Below are 18,875 nucleotides of genomic sequence, written 5' to 3'. Positions count from 1 at the left end.
CAGTGAAAAGTTTTTTTAATTTGCCCTGTATTATTTTTTCCATCGCCGGAATTCTTTTTCTTCATTCGGCGAAAGGGCAACTCACGATCAATTCGGCGGTCACTGCGAATCAACTTGTGCAGGCACTCGTAGGAAACGGATTGCAGGTTTCAAATGTCACGCTCAATTGTTCTGCGGGCGGTTACGGTTCTTTTTCCAACGGAGTGACCACCAATCTCGGTTTGAACAACGGCATTGTTCTCAGTTCAGGCGCAGTCGATAGTATTCCCGGAACGAACAGTTCTTCTTCCGTAGATGTGAGTTATTGTTTCAATGCAACTTCCTGCAATGATCCCGATCTCACGGCGCTTGATCCGAACACGAATCATGAAGATTGTTGCGTGCTTGAGTTTGATCTTATTCCGCATTGCGATTCACTTTCCATACGTTTTGTTTTCGGTTCGGAAGAGTATCCGAATTTTGTGAACTCGTTCAATGATCTTTTCGGATTTTTTATTACCGGCCCCAATCCTTCAGGACCTGCTTATGCCGGAACAAATATTGCAACACTTCCAAACGGACAATATGTTTCGATCAACAATGTGAATAATGGAAATTCGAATACGGGGCCTTGCGTGAACTGCGCATATTACATTGACAACACTGGCGGAGCTACGATCAGTTTAAATGCATTCACAACTGTACTCACCACAACAGTTGGAATGGTTCCGTGTCAAACGTATCATTTTAAAATCGCGATTGCCGATGCGATCGATTGTATTTACGATTCTTCTGTGTTCGTTGATTTTCTCCAATGCACCACGGCTTATACTTTCACTTCGAATTCTGTTCCCGACCAATGTAATTCATGCACAGGTACTGCTTCTGTGAATGTAACGGGCGGACTTCCTCCATACACCTACACGTGGTTACCGAGTGGTGGAAACGCAGCAACTGCAACCAATCTTTGCGCGGGAACTTATTCTGTTCTCATCACGGACGCTTCATCGTGCGGAGTGCCCGATACTGCGATCATTAATGTGGGAAATATTGGTTCTTTGTCATCGGTCAATACTGCGCAGAATGTAACGTGCAATGGAGCTTGTAATGGATCGATCGTGCTCAATACTTCGGGAGGAACAACTCCGTACGTTTACACGTGGACGCCGAATGTGAGTACAGTGGACAGCGCAACCGGACTTTGTCCTGGAACTTACACTGTGGATGTTGCAGATCAATCAGGATGTACAAACAGTTATACGTTCACAGTTACACAACCAACTGCTCTCGCGCTTTCAGTTACAGGAACGAATGCGATCTGTATTGGTAAATCGACCACGCTTGTCGCTACTCCGTCAGGAGGAACCGCTCCATACACGGTGAACTGGATGCCGGGCAATTTGAACGGTACTTCGCAGACCTTCAGTCCAACCGTAACGACCACTTACACGGCAACGGTCACCGATGCCAATGGTTGTACTCAAACACAACCGTTCACGGTTACGGTCAATCCATCGCCGGTCGCAGCATTTGCACCTGGACAGGGCGGTTGTGTTCCTTCTATTGTGAATTTTACGGATGCATCTACGGGTGGCATTTCCTACAACTGGGATTTCGGCGATCCGACTTCCATGACCAACACATCGACCTTGCAGAATCCGTCGCACATTTACACGCAGGCGGGAACTTACAATGTGACACTCGTGGTGGTGAACGGAAACGGATGTTCCGATACACTGATCATGAATGCAGCCGTCACCACGTACGCATATCCTACAGCATTATTTTCTGTGAACACGGATAGCGTGGGTGAATTGACACCTGATATTATTTTCACAGATGCAGAACTTGGAGGAGACACCTGTGTATTTTATTTCGGCGATGGTGACTCGCTTAGCAATTGCAATTTCGGAACGAATGATCACACCTATCCCGGTGCAGGATATTATACGGCCATGGAGATCGTGACGAATGCGGCAGGATGCGTGGATACATTCATGATCGATGTGGTGGTTGGAGAAGAAACTTCATTGTATGTTCCGAATGCATTCACTCCGAATGGCGCTCCGCCGAATGAGATCTTCCTTGCTTACGGAGTGAATGTCCAGAAATTCCACATGATGGTATTCGATCGATGGGGAAATCTTCTTTTCGAATCGAGCGACATCAATAAAGGATGGGACGGAACTTACAAAGGACATCTGTGCCCCGAGGATACGTATGTGTGGAAGATCGATTATGTCGATACGCACGGAAAGATGAAAAAGCTGTATGGCCATGTGACGATGGTGCGCTGACGAAAGTCCGGCAACTCTTTTTTTATTCACAACCTTAATTTTTCAATGCAAATTTATTTCGCAGTTGAATTGATGTGTTGTTTTTATCCGGGAATAAAATTCATTCCGTGATTTCTTTAGCTTTGCAAAAAAACAGTTCATGAAAAATATTATTCTTCTCTCAGCGATTCCCATTTTCCTTTCGGTAAATGTTCATTCACAATCAACCGCCAACGACGGGGACTGGAAAGCGCAATATGTAAAAATGCAGAACACTCCCGAAGCGGCGTGGATGATCCGTTATGGTGATATCGATAATCTTGGATTCGGATGGGAAAAAAATTTCGATCCGTTTTCCGGGAAAGAAACTCCTTCGCATCCTTATCCCTGGGATCGGAATCCGAAAGACACGATCGGTTTCGATATGATCATGCTGCCATCGAGTATGGGAACAAAAGATGAACCGTGTGGTGGCGATGGTTACAGCGGCCAGTACGATTCGATCAAGTTCAAATACGGAAAAACAAATTTTCCCTTTCACATCCCGATGGGTGTTCCGAAAGAAACAAAAATTACAACGGCAACTATCATGATGTTCGTTGATGATTTTCAGCATCCTGTTTTCTGTTCGCAATTCGAAGCATACGTCAATGGAAGAAGAGCCCCGTTCATTGAAAAAGCGCTCAACGCACTCAATCAAACCGGCCCTATCGGAAAAATGATCACGCTGAATGTTCCGCTCGATTTTCTTGACTCACTCAAATCTCCGTTGCTTACAATTTATATTGACGATGCAACCACAGGAGCCGGCGACGGATACGCGATCGATTTTATAAAAATTCTTGTGAATCCGAATATAGCGAAGATAACGCGCGCCGCTTTGCAGGGAACTGTGGTTGACCAGGAGACCGGAAAACCGGTTGCCGGAGCAGTCGTGACATTATCAGACGGAACTATGACGACCACGAATGCACAGGGAGTTTTTCAATTGCAGAAAGTTTCTCCCGGGCTTGCTGTAATTGAAGTGAAAGCAAAAGGATACAAAGAAGATTCATTCACTGCGAATGTGATCGTGGGAGAAGCGAATGAAACAAGAATAGAATTGCAGAAATAATATTTTTATTTTAAAAAATAATTTCAGTGAATGAATGGATCCGAAAACTTCGGATCGGTGATGAAGGAAGGATCCGACAAAGATCTCAGGAAAGCTTCCAGTTGTTGTTTCTCCAGTTCAGTCAGCCCCATTTGCACAACCGGGAAAACGGACCAGTCGAAGGAATTGTTATTCATGTTGATATTCAGCGAATCGATGGATTCATCAGGGATCACGCGCAACACCGGGCTGAGATTTTTCGAATCCATAATTCCGTGATCATAATGATCGATCACTTCGCGCAACGTGTTGTACCGGCCATCGTGCATATAAGGCGCGCTGTATTCCACGTTCCGCAATGAAGGCACCAGGAATTTTCCATTGTCATGCGCATCATGCGTTATTCTTCCGCGGCCGATGTCGGAATAATTTGCATCGAGTCCTATATTCTCATAATCGGATTGGTAACCATTGAAATTATCTCCATTGTGGCAGGAATAACATCTCGCTTTTCCATCGAAGATCTGTTCACCTGCTTCCGCGAGAGCGTCCATCTGGTTCAGATCAAATTTGCTGTTGAAGGAATAAAGATTATCCACAAAACATCCTAAAGCATGACGAATTCCATACACCGTAATTTCAGGCGATCCATAGGCGTCCTGGAAAAGTTGCGCGTAATAAGATAATTGTGAAAGCCGTGGCGGAAGAAGATTCAGATCAAAAACATGCATCTCCACGTTATTCATCACCGGCATAAACACCGCTGTATCTGCATTAGCTGCACGCCCGTCCCAGAACCTGTTGTGAGGAGAAAAGGAATTTGAACTTCCCGGACCGATCGCAGAAGAATTGCGCGCGGTATAACCATTGAATAATCCGCGGCTGAAAGGATGATTATCGGCAAAAGCATAACGCTGCTGGTGACAGGATCCGCACGAAGTAGTATTGTTCAGTGAAAGATTCCTGTCGTAAAAAAGAACGCGGCCCAAAGTTGCAAGTGCGTTCTGGCCGGAAGGATAAGAATAAAACTGAGCCGGAAGTTGCGGCGTACCCGGGCTTGCATTTATTTCAAGAGGATCTTTTTCTTTTTTGCACGATGCAGGAACGATCACGATCAGCGGGATCAGCGCTGCGCAGATAACGAGTGCGCTGTTCCGTAAAATATTTTTTCTTTTCATGCGTCCGGTTTTTTTTAAAATCTTATTCCAAGATAAAGTGTAACGGGAAGCGTAATGGTAAACCTGGATCCGGTGATAGTGCTGGTCGAAGTATTCGTGGTGATCGTATATTGCGATCCGGATAAATAGTTATTGTAATCATTCGTCTTGTCTTTCTGCATGGAATAAAAAGCATAGAACGGAATTTCAGTGCTCAAACTCATTCGCTTGCTCAGGTTGAACTGGATACCTGCAGCAGGGCCTCCGCCGAATTCCATCAAACCTGATGTGAAAATTGTTTTCGAGTAAGAATAATAATTCGGAAGGTTGTTATATAACACAACCGTTTGCGAAGCGGAATTCTGTATGTGCGTCGCAAGATCCAATGCTACCCACGTAAGAAATCTTCTTCCCAACGGGAAACGCCATTCCCATCCACCGCGGAAATAAATAGAATAAGAATCAGAGTAAGTAGGTGCAACAGGATCGGGGCCGGCAATGACCGAAGTTCCGGAATTAACGGTGCTCGTTTTCGAATTGTTCATGTCGGCTCCCAAACCGAAACGAAGTGCGTGTTTGTTCCACGCAAGTTTATACGTCACCGAATAAGGAAGCATGGTGAACGTGTTGTTCGAAAGATTGAAAACCTGCTTGAGCAGAAGCGTGGTATTGAAACCGAATTCGTGATGAAAAATTTTCTGCTCATTCGCGGGAGCAAGCGTGTCCTGCGCATGCATGCGCGCAGTCAGCAGCGCACTCGCGAGAAAAATTGTACAAAGAAGATGACGCATAGAGTGGGGTTAAGCGTGAAAATCAAATTTAGGAATGAAAAGCATGAATTGCAAATCGCAATACGCGATCCGTCTTCTCAATGGAAGACGGGGATTCCTCACTTTGGTTGCTTGTACACCGGCACCGTCGAACACGGCTCTCCGTACATGATACTTTTTACCACGGGCTGCAGTCTTCTTGTCAATTCCACATACGCGGTTTTCGGAACCGGTTTATCTCCGCAACCTTTTATGATAATTCTTTTGTCGCGGTAAATTTCCACATCAAATTTATTCAGCGCTTCTTCGAAGAGAACGGTTTCGAGCAATTCCATATTTCCGAAAACAATTTTTTTTGCGAATGGCTGTAATGACGAAGCGAGAAGCATCCAGGTCCAGTCGGGAATAATAGCATCAGCAGAACAGGTGAGTGCAACAAATTTTCCGTCGTACTCTTTCCAGTTTTTATTTTTAATGAATTCACGGAAATCTTTTTCTTTCAAGATCAATCCCTGGTAGAGCTGATCTTTTATATCGATCACCACGCGCTCACCTGGAAAATAAATTTCACCCGGATCGATCGTGATCAATCCGCTCTGTTCCACTTTATTTATTATTTCTTCCATTTGTTTAGAACATAGAATCGAGAGCTTAGAAGTTAGACTTAACGAACGAGAGGGAATTTCTAAGCTCTAAGTTCTCTGCTCTTTTTACATAAATCCCAATTCCAGTTGCGCTACTTCACTCATCATTTCTTTTTCCCACGGCGGATCGAAGGTGATATTCACTTTCGAAGATTTTACTCCTTCTACTTCGCGCACTTTATTTTCCACATCCTGCGGCAGTGATTCTGCAACAGGACAATTCGGGGAAGTAAGTGTCATGAGAATTTCCACTTCATTATCGTCGTTCACTTTTATTTCGTAGATCAAACCGAGTTCCCAGATATCGACAGGAATTTCCGGGTCGAAGCACATTTTAAGTACATCGATGATCTTCTGCGTGAATTCTGCGTCTTTTGAAACTATTGTTGCCGGCATAGGATACTGATTACAAATTCTTACTGATATACTGATCACAGATTTATTTTGCACTCAAAGCGAGTGCGTCCATTTTCATTTGTTTTACCATTGCTATGAATCCATTCGACCGTGTTGGAGAGAGATTATCTTTCAAACCAATCGTATCGATAAATGTCAATGGTGCTTTTGTTATTTCTTCCGGAGTGTGACCTGAAAGAACGTGTACCATCAAAGCAACGAGCCCTTTCGTGATGATCGCATCACTGTCCGCCTGAAAAAATATTTTTCCATCACGCAATTCAGTATGGAGCCACACTTTGCTCTGGCATCCTTTGATGAGGCGGTTTTCTGTTTTCAGATTTTCATCCATTGGCGCAAGCGATTTCCCGAGATCAATGATGTATTGGTATTTATCGTCCCACTGATCGAACATGGAAAAATCTTCCACGATCTCTTTTTCATTTTCTACAATTGAATTCATGACAGCATCTTTATTGATTTGACAAGTGCGGTTATGAAATGATCTATTTCTTCTTTGGTATTATAAAGTGCGAATGAAGCGCGTATAGTTCCCGGTATTCCGAATTTTTCCATGAGTGGTTGTGTGCAATGATGCCCCGTTCGTACCGCCACTCCCTGCTGATCGATAAGCATTGCAATATCGAAAGGATGAATTTTTTCTATCACGAATGAAAGAACGCCGGCTTTTTCTTTTGCTTCACCAATGATGCGAACACCTTTTACCTGCTTGAGTTTTTCAGTCGCATATAAAAGCAATTCATGTTCGTGCGCCGCAATATTTTTCATTCCCACTCCATTCACATATTCCAGTGCTTTCGCCATTCCTATAGCACCTTCGATGTTCGGGGTGCCCGCTTCGAATCGCAACGGCCCATCGGCGTAAACTGTTTTTGCGAAGGAAACAGTTTTGATCGTTCCGCCACCGGTTTGATAAGGCGGTAACTCATTCAGAATTTCTTCTTTCACATAAAGCGCGCCGATACCGGTAGGCCCGTAAACTTTGTGTGCAGAGAAACAATAGAATTCGCAACCGAGTTCCTGCACGTTCACGCGCATGTGCGGGGCCGCCTGTGCGCCATCTACGAGGACGGGGATATTCTGCGCGTGTGCGAGAGCAACAATTTCTTTAAGCGGGTTTATCGTGCCGAGCGTATTCGACACGTGCGCAACAGCAACGAATTTTGTTTTTGGTGAAAGCAGCAGCGGCACCCGGGTCATTTCAAGTTCACCGTGTTCATTCACCGGAATTATTTTAAGTGTTGCATTTTTTTCTTCACACAATTGCTGCCACGGAAGAATATTGGAATGATGTTCCATTTCTGTGACGAGAATTTCATCACCGGCGTCGAGTTTTTTTCTCAGGAAAGAAGCAGCAACAAGATTGATGCTTTCTGTTGTTCCTCTTGTGAAAATTAGTTCATTCGGAGAATTTGCGCCGATGAATTCTGCAACAGTTTTTCTTGCTTCTTCATACGCCTGAGATGCTTCCTGGCTGAGCTTGTGTACGCCGCGGTGAATGTTGGCGTTGTAATGTGAATAATAATTTGAAATGCAATCGATGACCACTTGCGGCTTTTGCGTAGTAGCCCCGTTGTCGAAATAGATCAATGGTTTTCCGTTGACTTCACGGGAAAGAATGGGGAAGTCCTGGCGGAGCAGATTCACGTCGTAAGTGTTTTTTGATATGATCTTTGTTTCCGTCATTTTTCAGCGATTAAACTTTGTGGCAGCATGAGCAGGAAAGGGATACTCAAATCGTAATTGATGGTATAATAATTTCCGCCGAGCTGCAGATTTTTGTAGTAATTACTTCGGTTCAGGAAATAATTTTTCTCTGACTCGATATTCCACGCTTTCATTCCGAGTTTCGCTGCAAGAAACCATTTTTCGAGCAATCGTGTCGCGCGTCCGTTGCCATCCACGAACGGGTGAATGTTTACGAATTTGAGATGGATCATGGCTGCGAAATAAAATGTTTCTTCGAAAGAGAGTTTCATTTTCAACAGCAATTCAATATCGGCAAAAAGTTTTTTCAATTCCGTTTTTACAAATTCCGGTTCGATGGCGAGATAAAGCATTTTTCCTCCTCCGGCAACGCCGACCATCGTTTTCCGCAATTTTCCTACTTCTCTTTTATCTGAAATAAAACTTTTCGCATATATCGAATGCGTATGCAGAATATTTTCAAGTGAAATATTATTTTTCTGCGCAAATGTGTAAGCTTCCACAAGGTCTTCAATTTCTTCCGTTTCTTTCTTTTTAATGCTCAGGCCGAACGTTTTATTTTTGAGATACGTTTCAAAATCAAGAGAATTTCCTTCGATGTTGGATGAAAAAGCGGAAGCGCTGGCGAGATAATAATCGAAGTTCTGAAAACCTTCATTCTTCCCAGGCAATGCAGCAAAAAGTTTTTTCAGATCAACCTTCAGCTTCTTTTTATATTCGCCCAGATAGTTGACCGGTAAAAGTTTTATTTCGCTGAACTTTTTCATTTCAGTAGTTCATCAATTCTTCTGTCAATATAATTTCTCAGTTCTTCGTTTTTTACTTTTTCCACCACTTCGCCTGCGAATGCGCGTATGAGGAGTGCACGTGCGCCCGTTTCGCTTATGCCTCGTGCGCGCAGGTAGAACATTGCATCTTCATCCACTTTACCGGTGGAAGTTCCGTGCGAACATTTCACATCGTCGGCATAAATTTCCAACTGAGGTTTGGTGTTGATAGAAGCATCATCGCTCAGCAGAATATTCCGGTTCGTCTGGAAAGCATTTGTTTTCTGCGCATCGGGCCGCACAAATATTTTTCCATTGAAAACCGCCATCGCTTTCCCGTCGATAACTCCTTTATACAATTCATTGCTCAGGCAATTCGGTACCATGTGATCGACAACCGTGTGATTGTCCACCACCTGTGAATTCTTCACCGGGTAAAGTCCGTACAGGTGAGCTTCCGCATTTTTTCCGGAGAAAATAATATTCAGGTTATTGCGGATGAAATTTCCGCCGAGTGTAAACGTGTACGTATTGTACAATGCATTTCCGCACACATGTGCATTCGATGTATTCACCTGCTGTCCTGATTCACTTTCATTCTGCAGGCGGTAGTGATCGAGTTTTGCATTCGCCCCCACAAAAACTTCGGTCACTGCGTTGGTAAATGTTTTTACAGGCCCTATCGATTCATACGATTCGATGATGACCGCCTCACTGCCTTCTTCGGCGACGATGAGATTTCTCGACTGGTGAAATGAAGAGATCTCGTTATCTGCAATGTGAAGAATGTGAATAGGATTTTTAAAAGCAATGTTTTTTTCAATGTGAATAAAAACACCGCCGTCAGCCATGGCTGTATTCAGCGCAATGAAAGGATCGGAAAGATGGGAAGCGTATTTCCCGAAATGTTTTTTTGCAACTTCATTATCCGCGATCGCGCCAGAAATATTTTTTATCGTGATGCCTTCCGGGAAATTCTCCGAATGTGAACTGTATTTTCCATTCACGATCACAATGTTCACTGCATCTTTCACCAATGAAAATTCCTTCAAATCATTTTCCGTAACGCCGCGCATTTTTTCATTTCGGAAACTCAACCCTTTCTTAAGAACAGATTCGGGATTCACATATTTATAATCTTCCCACTTCTTCGTCGGAAAACCATTCTCACGGAAAAATTCAGCCGCTTCACTGCGCAACTTCGCATCTCCCGGTAAAGCCGGAAGCATTTCTTCAAAATGAGCGAGAAGAACATCTCTGAAATTCATTGTTTCTGTTGCATTCATTTTTATTTTTTCTTCGATCGTAGTTTTTCAAGCTCTTCCACGTCTAATTTATCTCTCGTTCTTCCGGTTGACATCTTATTTTTAATAAGGTCGTTATAATGAATGAACACCATTTTTGTTCTTTCGAACTGAATGCTTTCTGCATTTTTGTAACATTCATCAAATTCGACTCCTTCAATAGAGTTGAGAATGTCGATCCGAAAAGGTTCGTTCCCGAAATATCCGCCGGCAAGCGGATTCTCATTCAGAAAATCCGCTTTGGCGAATAGATTTTTCGGAGCAGGAAATTCATTGATAACATGCATCATTTTCTCCGCATTTTCGTTTGATATTTTGATCCATATATCCAGATCGCCGGTGTACCTGGGAAGTCCGTGATAACCGACGGCGTAACCACCTACAATAATGTAGAGCACCTGATTTTTATTCAGGAGATCAATAAAATCTTTGAAGTGCTGACTTATCATTTTATCTCTTGCCGAAAACTGACAGATCCGGCGTTTTTGATTTATTATACATCTCAATGAATTGTAATCGCAGAATCTCAATCGCGGTAAGCCGTTCTTGAAAACTTTTTGAGAGCCAGTTTTCCCGGAGATCTTCCCAACCGGCTTTTGAAGAAATTATTCCTCCACGATCCCGGTCTGTATTTTCTTTTTCTTTTTTCATCGCTATTTAAAGTGCAGCTTCAGTTTTCAACCAGTCATATCCTTTTGCTTCCAGTTCAAGCGCCAGTTCTTTTCCGCCCGACTTCACAATTTTTCCATTGTAAAGAACATGCACAAAATCGGGAACAATGTATTCGAGCAATCGCTGGTAATGCGTGACCACGATGAAGGAACGTTTTCCATCACGGAGTTTATTCACGCCTTTCGCCACAATTCTCAACGCATCAATGTCGAGGCCGGAATCAGTTTCATCAAGTATAGCCAGCGAAGGTTCGATCATGGCCATCTGGAAAATCTCGTTGCGTTTTTTTTCTCCACCGGAAAATCCTTCGTTCACCGAGCGATTCGCCAGTTTGCCATCGAGCTCCACTAATTTCTGTTTCTCTCTTACGAGTTCAAGAAATTCTTTCGGTTCTATCGGCGGAAGATTTTTATAAGTGCGGATTTCGTTGATGGCGGTTTTAAGAAAATTAATATTACTCACACCGGGAATTTCAACCGGGTACTGGAAGGCAAGAAAAATCCCTTCGCGAGCGCGGTCCTCAGGTGAGAGTTCGAGCAGGTTCTTCGAATTGTATTTCACTTCATCGGCGGTCACTTCATAATTCTCATTGCCGGCGAGCACGGAAGCAAGTGTGCTTTTACCGGAACCGTTCGGCCCCATGATAGCGTGCACTTCTCCTTCTTTCACTTCAAGATCGAGTCCACAGAGAATTTCTTTTCCTCCAACAGATGCATGCAGATTTTTTATTGAGATCATAAAATTATTTTTTACTGATTATTTCGAATGCAACAACACCGCGGTATCGCTGTTGTTCATTCACATTAAAAAGCCCGCGGATCACATTCTTGATACTATCACCTGCTGCCAGTGCGTGATCACCGGGCCGGAGCGAATCGGCAGAAGTCATGATGTGCAATTCTTTTTTCTGCTCATTCATTTTATTGTGATAAAAATCCAGACACTGGTCATGCCAGTTCTGAACAACGCACCAGCGATTAAGATCGGTCTTGTCATTGCCGGAGAGAAAGAGATACGTTGACAATTCCTCTGCTTTCCGGTCACCGGGAGCGATATCGTTGGCGATCGATTTTTTTATGGCAAAATAAATAGGGATGAAAAACAGAAGCATCATTGCTCCATGAAATTTCAAGGGAGAAAAATTTTCAAAATTGAAAAGTTGTAACACAGCAGAGAGGGCATAGCCGGCAGCGATGGCCAGTAAAGGATAAAGGGGCACATCGTACCACTCGAGTTTCGTGACCGAGAGAGAAATGGTAAGGAGAAAAGAGATCACGCAAGCGAAAACAGAAATTCCCAAACGATGAATGCGTTGCTCGCCCGAACGCATCATGAATATCATGCCTATGAAAGAAAGAACGATCCAGAGTGTATAACGCCAGTTGAAAAAATTATTCAGGTAAAAATCAAATGGCTCACGATGCGATTCCACCACGTTCGTCACGCGCATGGCATCGAAACGGAAAAGGTGTGCGAGATAACCGGGTTGTTGCATATTGCGGATCAGAAGCGGAAGAACACCGGCCAGAAATGCAGCGGCGAGTCCAAGATAGAATGCCCTGTTCTTAAGTAATGGAATAATTTTGTGGTAAACGAAAAGAAGAATGGCCTGCGCAGGAATGAAAAGCAATGCGGCAAAACTTTTCGATGCAAATGCCAATCCGGTGAACAGCAGGTAAAGAAAAATATTTTTCCGCGCCGGGGTTTCTTCAATCAGGATGCGGTAAAAATTAAAAAAAGAAAATGTAAGAAATACGGCGAGCAACGCATCCATATCGCCGGTGCGTGATGAATGAAAATGAATGAATCCGGTGGAAGTGATGAGTACGATGAAAGAGGTCCATGCCCAGGTATTACCGAAACTGCGCCGAATGAAAATGAGCAACCCTATAGCGGTGCATACAGCGGCGATGGCGGATGGAATGCGGATGGAAAGTTCGGAGAAACCGAAAACACTGATGGATGCTACCTGCAGCCACAAGGGAAGAAGTGGTTTTGTGCTGTACATATCGGGAGAACCATGATGCAGCGGAACAAAATAATTTCCGCTCTTCCACATTTCATAAGCATGATTTGCATAGATGGCTTCATCCCACGGGCGTATCTGGAATGCACCGAGTTTCAGAAAAAAAATAAAGTAAAGCAATGCTCCCCCCGCGATTAAGATCAGGAAAATTTCGAAATTTATTTTGCGCGCGATCATGAACAGTGATTGACTATTTTTTTTATCCTACGCTACCTTCGAGTGATACCGCCAGTAATTTCTGCGCCTCCACGGCAAATTCCATCGGCAGTTTATTCAATACATCTTTACAATATCCGTTTACAATAAGGCCGATCGCTTTTTCAGTATCAATCCCCCTCGAGTTGCAATAGAAAAGCTGGTCTTCACCGATCTTGGAAGTGGTTGCTTCGTGTTCTACAATTCCGCTCTTGTCGTGAATTTCTATATAGGGAAAAGTATGAGCGCCGCATTTATCGCCCATGAGCAGCGAATCGCATTGAGAAAAATTCCTTGCATTCGTTGCGCCTTTCGCCACGCGCACGAGCCCGCGGTAACTGTTGTTGCTTTTTCCTGCCGAAATTCCTTTCGAGATGATCGTACTCTTCGTATTTTTTCCGAGATGCGTCATCTTTGTACCGGTATCGGCTTGCTGATAATTATTGGTAACGGCAACAGAATAAAATTCGCCGGTAGAATTATTTCCTTTCAGGATCACGGAAGGATATTTCCAGGTGATAGCTGAGCCGGTTTCTACCTGCGTCCAGGAAATTTTTGAATTATCACCGAGACAGATTCCGCGTTTGGTCACAAAATTATAAATGCCACCTTTCCCTTCTTTGTCGCCGGGATACCAGTTCTGTACGGTGGAATATTTTACTTCCGCATTTTTGTGTGAAATAATTTCAACCACGGCGGCGTGCAATTGATTTTCGTCGCGTTGTGGTGCAGTACAACCTTCGAGATAGGAAACGTAAGCATCTTCATCCGCAATAATAAGCGTTCTTTCAAACTGGCCTGTTCCTGCAGAATTGATTCTGAAATAAGTGCTCAGTTCCATCGGGCAGCGAACGCCTTTCGGTATGTAACAAAAACTTCCATCGGAGAAGACGGCAGAATTCAGCGCAGCAAAATAATTGTCGGTGTAAGGAACAACGCTGCCCATATATTTTTTCACCAGATCAGGGTGCTCTTTCACCGCTTCCGTGAATGAACAGAAAATAATTCCTTTCTCCATCAGCGTTTCGCGGAAAGTAGTTTTCACCGAAACAGAATCGATCACCGCATCAACGGCAATTTTCGATTCCATTCCCACGAGGCGTTTCTGTTCCTCGAGGGAAATTCCGAGTTTCTCAAAAGTCTTCAGCAATTCCGGATCCACTTCATCGAGCGAACCGACTGCATTTTTTTTCTTTGGCGCAGCGTAATAACTGATATCCTGGAAATTTATTTTCGGATAAGAGATCTGTGCCCAGTTTCGGGGCTCGTCCATCTTCAGCCAGTAACGGAATGCTTTCAAGCGGAATTCAAGCATCCATTCCGGTTCTTCCTTCTTCTTCGAAATGAATTTCACGATCTCTTCGTTCAATCCCTTCGGCGCAAACTCGGTATCAATGTCGGAAACAAAACCATATTTGTAATCCGACGAAATGTGCTCTTCTAATATTTGATTTTTGTTGCTCATAATTTTTTATCCCCCCTTGTCACGCTTCGACGAACTCAGCATGACAATTTTGTTTTTCATATTTGTCAGACTGAGCCTGTCGAAGTCTGACGGTTAAACAGAAAAACTTTCTCCGCATCCACACGTGCGCGAGGCATTCGGATTATTGAAAACAAAACCTTTTCCATTCAATCCGCTCGTGTAATCGAGTTCCGTTCCCACGAGGTAGAGAAAACTTTTTTTGTCCACCACTATTTTAATTCCCTTGTCTTCGAAAACCTGGTCATTCGGTTTGATCACGTGATCGAATTCAAGTTTGTAGGAAAGACCCGAACACCCACCGCTCTCTACACTTACGCGTATGAACGAATTACCCGGATGTTTTTCTTCAGCGATCAGGTGAATTGCCTGCTGTTTCGCATTCTCAGTTACTGTAATCATTGGTTTTCAATGTTTTATGTCCATGATTTTATTTAGACTAATTCCAAACACTCTACAAAAATACCGTATTTATGGTAGAGCAGCAAGTACAAACGACAATAATTCCATTGACAAAAGTGATGATAATGGTCATGATTTGGAATGTTGCTTTCATTCCAGATTCACGTTACACCTGCTGAATTATCCGGTTGTTATGCAGCGCTTATTCCGTGTTCCGGATTTTATTTTGGATCGGGAAGAGAAAAAGTGAACGTTGCGCCTTTGCCGATTTCTCCTTCAGCCCAAATTTTTCCTCCGTGTTTATTGATGATGCGCTGAACGATCGCAAGGCCGACGCCTGTCCCTTCGAATTCTTCCGTTTGATGCAGGCGTTGAAACACTCCGAAGAGTTTATGTACATAACGCATATCGAAGCCGACGCCATTATCTTTAATGGAATAAATAATATTGCCATCCTGTTTCGAAGAATTTATTTCAATCGCAGGATGTGCATTTTTAGAAGAATATTTAATTGCATTTGAAACGAGATTCATAACTACCTGATGAATGAGGGAATAATCGCCATACACAGGAAGCAGTTTTCCAATCCGGATCTCTGCATGATGCGCAGCAGATTTGTTGAATTCAATGAAAACGCCTTCGGTCAATTCATTCATGTCGATTTCCGATTTCTGAATTTCTTTTTTTCCGAGTCGTGAAAAAGCAAGAAGATCGTCGATCAGCTTTCCCATTTTGAAAGCATTATACCGGATATTACCAAGCAATCGTTTTCCTTCTCCGTCAAGTGATTTATCATGCTCTTCTTCCAGGATATTAGCGTAACCCGAAATTGCACGCAGGGGCGCGCGCAGGTCATGAGAAATCGAGTAGGTGAATGCCTCGAGTTCTTTGTTCACAGTTTCCAGTTGTTCCTCCGCTCTTTTTCTGTCAGTGATATCGTAAATGATATTGATCGCATACTTTTCGCCTTTGAGGGTGATCGTTTCGATAGAAGATAAAAATTCAAGAACATTTCCGGACCTGTTGCGGATGGTCATTTCGAAATTCTTCGCCGAACCATGCTCCTGCACTTTTTGGATAATTTCTTCCCGTGATTTTATATCAGTGATCAAACCCAACTCCAGGAAATTCCGTCCTATTATTTCTTCCTCCGAAAATCCCGTCATCTTTACGAATGCCTCATTGACATTAAGAAAAGTTCCTTCGGGTAAGCGCGTGATCGTGATACCGGCAGCGCTGCTCTGAAATGCTTTCTGGAATTTTTCTTCACTCTCCCTGAGTTTATCCTCGAGTTTTTTGCGTTCGGTGATGTCTTTGATGATACCAATGAAAAAAGATTTTCCGCGGATTGAGGAAGGAGATATTCTTAATTCAGTCGGAAATTCGGAACCATCTTTTCTCAGTGCAGGCATTTCAATCGTTTTGTTGAGTACGGGGCCCTGGCCGGTTTGAATAAAATGCTTCAATCCCATTAGATGAGCTTCACGGTATTTCAGAGGAATGATCAGTTCGTGAAGAAACCTGCCTGCCGTTTCTTCCTGCGTCCAGCCGAAAGTTTTTTCTGCCATCGGGTTCCACTCGGTAATTTTTCCGCCGGCGTCAATTACGATCACTGCATCGGGCGCATTCTTCAGAATGGACTGAATCTGATCTTTACTTTCCCTAAGCTCCATGAGATAATGCTCCAGTTCTTCACGCATTGTATTAAGGCCAACCGCAAGCGCATCGAGTTCATCTCCCTTGTCTGAAACAGGAATGGAAACGGAAAAATCTTTCTGAACATACTTCAGCAGAATTTTCAGGATAATATCGATCCGTTCATCATTCAATTTCATTGCTGCAATAATTTTTCAGCCAAGTGAGCGCGGCTGTTTCATCCGAAAATAATTTTGTGGGGACTTTTGGTTTGTTCAGTGTCAGAAAAATATTTCCGAACATTTTTGTCAATGGATTGCCGGTGAGCAGTGCGCCGGCTTTGATCAATTCAGCTCCTTCTTTCCCCATATAATCACGCGCTTCCTTACTCGCTTTTCTCAACCCTTTCATATTGATGAAACACGGGTAATCCTTTCCACCCGAAAATTCGATCCTTGTTTTTACGCAATACTTAGCGGTGGGGAGATCCATATCGAGCCCTTCGTTGAAAACACAATGCAGGATCCCATCTTCCTTCCATATTGTCATGAAAGGAGTTTCCAGTTTTTCCGACTGATCTTTTTTTGCAGTTTTGTTTTCAACCATATCATCATCTTCTTTCGTGGTAAGCGAATTATAAATAACCCATTTGAAAAAAATGAATTTTAGACAGTCTCTAAACAAAAATAAAAAAATACGGATTCCTCATTCGATTGTCGCCCTCTTATTAGATAGCTGGTATGTTTATGGCGAGCGTTGGTAACTGCTGTTACTATGGACAAGGTGAAATTTGTTCCTCAACTTAGGATCATCACCTGTTTTGCGTGAATGACAATCCGGCTAACTTTGGCAAATGTTAGACAACAATTCGCGAACTGAAATTTCAAAGCTGGGAGAATTCGGCCTCATTGAGCAACTCACAAAAAATATTGAACTGAAAAATCCTTCTTCGCTCAAAGGAGTTGGAGATGATGCTGCCGTGATCGATGCCGGCGATGGAAATGTAAAACTTATTTCTACCGACATGATGGTGGAAGGAATTCACTTCGATCTTACGTATGTTCCTTTAAAACATCTCGGGTATAAAGCGGCGGTCTCCAATTTTTCCGATATCTGCGCGATGAACGGAACGCCGAAACAATTATTGGTTTCTATTGCGTTATCATCGCGCTTTCCACTCGATGCCGTGGAAGAATTATATACAGGAATTCTTTCCGCGTGTAAAAATTATAATGTGGATCTTGTCGGTGGTGATACTTCTTCTTCAAAAGTCGGGCTTATTATTTCATGCACGATCATCGGTGAAGCGAAAAAAGAAAATGTTGTTTATAGAAACGGAGCAAAAGAAAATGATCTGCTCTGTGTGAGTGGTGATCTTGGCGGCGCGTATACCGGATTGCTTTTGCTCGAACGCGAAAAAGAAGTTTACAAATCACATCCGGGCACACAACCTGATCTCGAAGGGAACGATTACATTCTCGAACGGCAATTGAAACCGGAAGCGAGGATCGATGTTGTTCAGCTTTTGAAAAACCGCGCTGTGCAACCCACTTCCATGATCGACATTTCCGACGGACTTGCTTCTGAACTCATGCACCTGTGCATGCAGTCGGGCGTGGGCGCGAATCTCTACGAAGAAAAAATTCCGATTGATCCCATGACGTACACACGTGCGCGCGAATTCAATCTCGATCCTACGATGTGTGCAATGAGTGGCGGAGAAGATTACGAATTACTTTTCACTATAAAATATGAGGATCACGAAAAACTGCAGAATGATCCGGATGTAACTTTCATCGGACACATGACGGCGAAAGAAGCGGGAGTGAATATGATCTCCAAATCAAATACGGTTCACCCGGTTACTGCACAGGGATGGGACGCTTTTCGAATTAATAATGAATAATTAACGATTAAGAATGCGCTAAGCCCTGCGCTGCACTATGTACAATCATTCATTATTCATTATTAATCGAGTTCATCCGTAACCAGCATTGTTCCTATTTCACCTTTCTCTTTGATGGACGTCGATTTTTTTTTCTTTGATTTTTTCGCCTGCTTATAAATTTTCACTGTGAAAGTTTTTTCTCCACCGCCTTTGAGCAGCGAACGGAAATCAACTTTCAGGCCATCGCCTCTTTTTACCACGGCGCCAGTCGAGTCATAAATTTCGAAAGAGACTTCTTCAGAAAAAGTGAGCAAGTGTTTTCCGGCATCATAATTCGCGGAATATTTTTTTCCGAGATAAGTGAACTCGGCCGAATTGGTCGGAGGTTGCGAATGAATGATTCCGGTTACAAAACAAAACAAAAACAGCAGAAAGGTTTTCATTTCTATAAATATAATTC

General features: G+C 43.2%; 20 protein-coding genes. 3 read left to right on the top strand and 17 right to left on the bottom strand.

What is annotated here, in order from left to right:
* The first annotated feature begins 2 nt into the window (after positions 1-2).
* Together HY064_02830 and HY064_02825 are read left to right on the top strand one after the other, a co-directional pair.
* Complete coding sequence (locus HY064_02830; GenBank protein ID MBI3509570.1) at positions 3-2,276, top strand: choice-of-anchor L domain-containing protein; 2,274 nt, start codon at positions 3-5, stop codon at positions 2,274-2,276.
* A gap of 139 nt (positions 2,277-2,415) precedes the next feature.
* Positions 2,416-3,369, top strand: coding sequence for a carboxypeptidase regulatory-like domain-containing protein (locus HY064_02825; protein MBI3509569.1), 954 nt, complete (start codon positions 2,416-2,418; stop codon positions 3,367-3,369).
* A gap of 23 nt (positions 3,370-3,392) precedes the next feature.
* Here HY064_02825 and HY064_02820 read toward each other — a convergent pair whose 3' ends face one another.
* The 16 genes from HY064_02820 to HY064_02745 form a co-directional block, all read right to left on the bottom strand.
* Positions 3,393-4,526 (bottom strand): hypothetical protein, encoded by a 1,134-nt coding sequence (locus HY064_02820; GenBank protein MBI3509568.1) that lies wholly within the window; start codon positions 4,524-4,526, stop codon positions 3,393-3,395.
* Between the two features lie 14 nt (positions 4,527-4,540).
* Complete coding sequence (locus HY064_02815) at positions 4,541-5,296, bottom strand: hypothetical protein (GenBank protein ID MBI3509567.1); 756 nt, start codon at positions 5,294-5,296, stop codon at positions 4,541-4,543.
* A 98-nt stretch (positions 5,297-5,394) separates the two neighbouring features.
* Positions 5,395-5,901: a DUF2480 family protein gene (locus HY064_02810; GenBank protein ID MBI3509566.1), complete on the bottom strand. Its 507-nt coding sequence runs from the start codon at positions 5,899-5,901 to the stop codon at positions 5,395-5,397.
* Positions 5,902-5,985: 84 nt separating this feature from the next.
* Entirely contained in the window at positions 5,986-6,315 is a 330-nt protein-coding gene (locus HY064_02805) for an SUF system Fe-S cluster assembly protein (protein MBI3509565.1), read from the bottom strand.
* Between the two features lie 43 nt (positions 6,316-6,358).
* On the bottom strand, positions 6,359-6,778 hold the full coding sequence (locus HY064_02800; protein ID MBI3509564.1) for a SufE family protein: 420 nt from the start codon (positions 6,776-6,778) through the stop codon (positions 6,359-6,361).
* Positions 6,775-8,022 carry a cysteine desulfurase gene (locus tag HY064_02795; protein ID MBI3509563.1) on the bottom strand — a complete coding sequence of 416 codons (1,248 nt, stop codon included), beginning with the start codon at positions 8,020-8,022 and terminating at the stop codon, positions 6,775-6,777. The genes HY064_02800 and HY064_02795 overlap by 4 nt, the downstream gene beginning before the upstream one ends.
* Entirely contained in the window at positions 8,019-8,810 is a 792-nt protein-coding gene (locus HY064_02790) for a Fic family protein (GenBank protein MBI3509562.1), read from the bottom strand. The genes HY064_02795 and HY064_02790 overlap by 4 nt, the downstream gene beginning before the upstream one ends.
* The gene (gene sufD / locus HY064_02785; GenBank protein ID MBI3509561.1) at positions 8,807-10,096 is read right to left on the bottom strand and encodes a Fe-S cluster assembly protein SufD; all 1,290 of its coding nucleotides are present in this window, start codon (positions 10,094-10,096) and stop codon (positions 8,807-8,809) included. Before sufD ends, HY064_02790 begins: the two co-directional genes overlap by 4 nt.
* 2 nt (positions 10,097-10,098) lie before the next feature.
* Positions 10,099-10,563, bottom strand: a complete 465-nt coding sequence (locus tag HY064_02780; GenBank protein ID MBI3509560.1) for a hypothetical protein — start codon at positions 10,561-10,563, stop codon at positions 10,099-10,101.
* A 1-nt stretch (position 10,564) separates the two neighbouring features.
* A complete protein-coding gene (locus HY064_02775; protein ID MBI3509559.1) occupies positions 10,565-10,765 on the bottom strand; it encodes a hypothetical protein in 201 nt (66 codons plus the stop codon).
* Between the two features lie 6 nt (positions 10,766-10,771).
* Positions 10,772-11,524 (bottom strand): Fe-S cluster assembly ATPase SufC, encoded by a 753-nt coding sequence (gene sufC, locus HY064_02770; GenBank protein MBI3509558.1) that lies wholly within the window; start codon positions 11,522-11,524, stop codon positions 10,772-10,774.
* Between the two features lie 4 nt (positions 11,525-11,528).
* Positions 11,529-12,989 (bottom strand): glycosyltransferase family 39 protein, encoded by a 1,461-nt coding sequence (locus HY064_02765; protein ID MBI3509557.1) that lies wholly within the window; start codon positions 12,987-12,989, stop codon positions 11,529-11,531.
* 22 nt (positions 12,990-13,011) lie between these two features.
* On the bottom strand, positions 13,012-14,472 hold the full coding sequence (gene sufB, locus HY064_02760; protein MBI3509556.1) for a Fe-S cluster assembly protein SufB: 1,461 nt from the start codon (positions 14,470-14,472) through the stop codon (positions 13,012-13,014).
* 93 nt (positions 14,473-14,565) lie between these two features.
* A complete protein-coding gene (locus HY064_02755; protein ID MBI3509555.1) occupies positions 14,566-14,892 on the bottom strand; it encodes an iron-sulfur cluster assembly accessory protein in 327 nt (108 codons plus the stop codon).
* Between the two features lie 221 nt (positions 14,893-15,113).
* A complete protein-coding gene (locus tag HY064_02750; GenBank protein ID MBI3509554.1) occupies positions 15,114-16,727 on the bottom strand; it encodes a PAS domain S-box protein in 1,614 nt (537 codons plus the stop codon).
* Positions 16,714-17,133 carry a hypothetical protein gene (locus HY064_02745; GenBank protein MBI3509553.1) on the bottom strand — a complete coding sequence of 140 codons (420 nt, stop codon included), beginning with the start codon at positions 17,131-17,133 and terminating at the stop codon, positions 16,714-16,716. Before HY064_02745 ends, HY064_02750 begins: the two co-directional genes overlap by 14 nt.
* A gap of 247 nt (positions 17,134-17,380) precedes the next feature.
* On the opposite strand from HY064_02745, the gene thiL reads away from it, so the two are divergent.
* Positions 17,381-18,433 carry a thiamine-phosphate kinase gene (thiL, locus tag HY064_02740; protein ID MBI3509552.1) on the top strand — a complete coding sequence of 351 codons (1,053 nt, stop codon included), beginning with the start codon at positions 17,381-17,383 and terminating at the stop codon, positions 18,431-18,433.
* 62 nt (positions 18,434-18,495) lie between these two features.
* Here thiL and HY064_02735 read toward each other — a convergent pair whose 3' ends face one another.
* Positions 18,496-18,858 carry a hypothetical protein gene (locus HY064_02735; GenBank protein MBI3509551.1) on the bottom strand — a complete coding sequence of 121 codons (363 nt, stop codon included), beginning with the start codon at positions 18,856-18,858 and terminating at the stop codon, positions 18,496-18,498.
* Positions 18,859-18,875: the final 17 nt, after the last annotated feature.

Source organism: Bacteroidota bacterium (genome assembly GCA_016194975.1).
In the GTDB taxonomy this organism is placed as follows: domain Bacteria; phylum Bacteroidota; class Bacteroidia; order Palsa-965; family Palsa-965.
Note: the sequence above shows the minus strand (reverse complement) of the source record. Positions and strands in the feature narration are given on the sequence as shown.

Excerpts from the sequence above, each read along its gene's own strand:
- HY064_02825 (MBI3509569.1), top strand. The coding sequence starts at position 2,416 with ATGAAAAATATTATTCTTCTCTCAGCGATTCCCATTTTCCTTTCGGTA.
- HY064_02820 (MBI3509568.1), bottom strand. The coding sequence starts at position 4,526 with ATGAAAAGAAAAAATATTTTACGGAACAGCGCACTCGTTATCTGCGCA.
- HY064_02815 (MBI3509567.1), bottom strand. The coding sequence starts at position 5,296 with ATGCGTCATCTTCTTTGTACAATTTTTCTCGCGAGTGCGCTGCTGACT.
- HY064_02810 (MBI3509566.1), bottom strand. The coding sequence starts at position 5,901 with ATGGAAGAAATAATAAATAAAGTGGAACAGAGCGGATTGATCACGATC.
- HY064_02805 (MBI3509565.1), bottom strand. The coding sequence starts at position 6,315 with ATGCCGGCAACAATAGTTTCAAAAGACGCAGAATTCACGCAGAAGATC.
- HY064_02800 (MBI3509564.1), bottom strand. The coding sequence starts at position 6,778 with ATGAATTCAATTGTAGAAAATGAAAAAGAGATCGTGGAAGATTTTTCC.
- HY064_02795 (MBI3509563.1), bottom strand. The coding sequence starts at position 8,022 with ATGACGGAAACAAAGATCATATCAAAAAACACTTACGACGTGAATCTG.
- HY064_02790 (MBI3509562.1), bottom strand. The coding sequence starts at position 8,810 with ATGAAAAAGTTCAGCGAAATAAAACTTTTACCGGTCAACTATCTGGGC.
- sufD (MBI3509561.1), bottom strand. The coding sequence starts at position 10,096 with ATGAATGCAACAGAAACAATGAATTTCAGAGATGTTCTTCTCGCTCAT.
- HY064_02780 (MBI3509560.1), bottom strand. The coding sequence starts at position 10,563 with ATGATAAGTCAGCACTTCAAAGATTTTATTGATCTCCTGAATAAAAAT.
- HY064_02775 (MBI3509559.1), bottom strand. The coding sequence starts at position 10,765 with ATGAAAAAAGAAAAAGAAAATACAGACCGGGATCGTGGAGGAATAATT.
- sufC (MBI3509558.1), bottom strand. The coding sequence starts at position 11,524 with ATGATCTCAATAAAAAATCTGCATGCATCTGTTGGAGGAAAAGAAATT.
- HY064_02765 (MBI3509557.1), bottom strand. The coding sequence starts at position 12,989 with ATGATCGCGCGCAAAATAAATTTCGAAATTTTCCTGATCTTAATCGCG.
- sufB (MBI3509556.1), bottom strand. The coding sequence starts at position 14,472 with ATGAGCAACAAAAATCAAATATTAGAAGAGCACATTTCGTCGGATTAC.
- HY064_02755 (MBI3509555.1), bottom strand. The coding sequence starts at position 14,892 with ATGATTACAGTAACTGAGAATGCGAAACAGCAGGCAATTCACCTGATC.
- HY064_02750 (MBI3509554.1), bottom strand. The coding sequence starts at position 16,727 with ATGAAATTGAATGATGAACGGATCGATATTATCCTGAAAATTCTGCTG.
- HY064_02745 (MBI3509553.1), bottom strand. The coding sequence starts at position 17,133 with ATGGTTGAAAACAAAACTGCAAAAAAAGATCAGTCGGAAAAACTGGAA.
- thiL (MBI3509552.1), top strand. The coding sequence starts at position 17,381 with ATGTTAGACAACAATTCGCGAACTGAAATTTCAAAGCTGGGAGAATTC.
- HY064_02735 (MBI3509551.1), bottom strand. The coding sequence starts at position 18,858 with ATGAAAACCTTTCTGCTGTTTTTGTTTTGTTTTGTAACCGGAATCATT.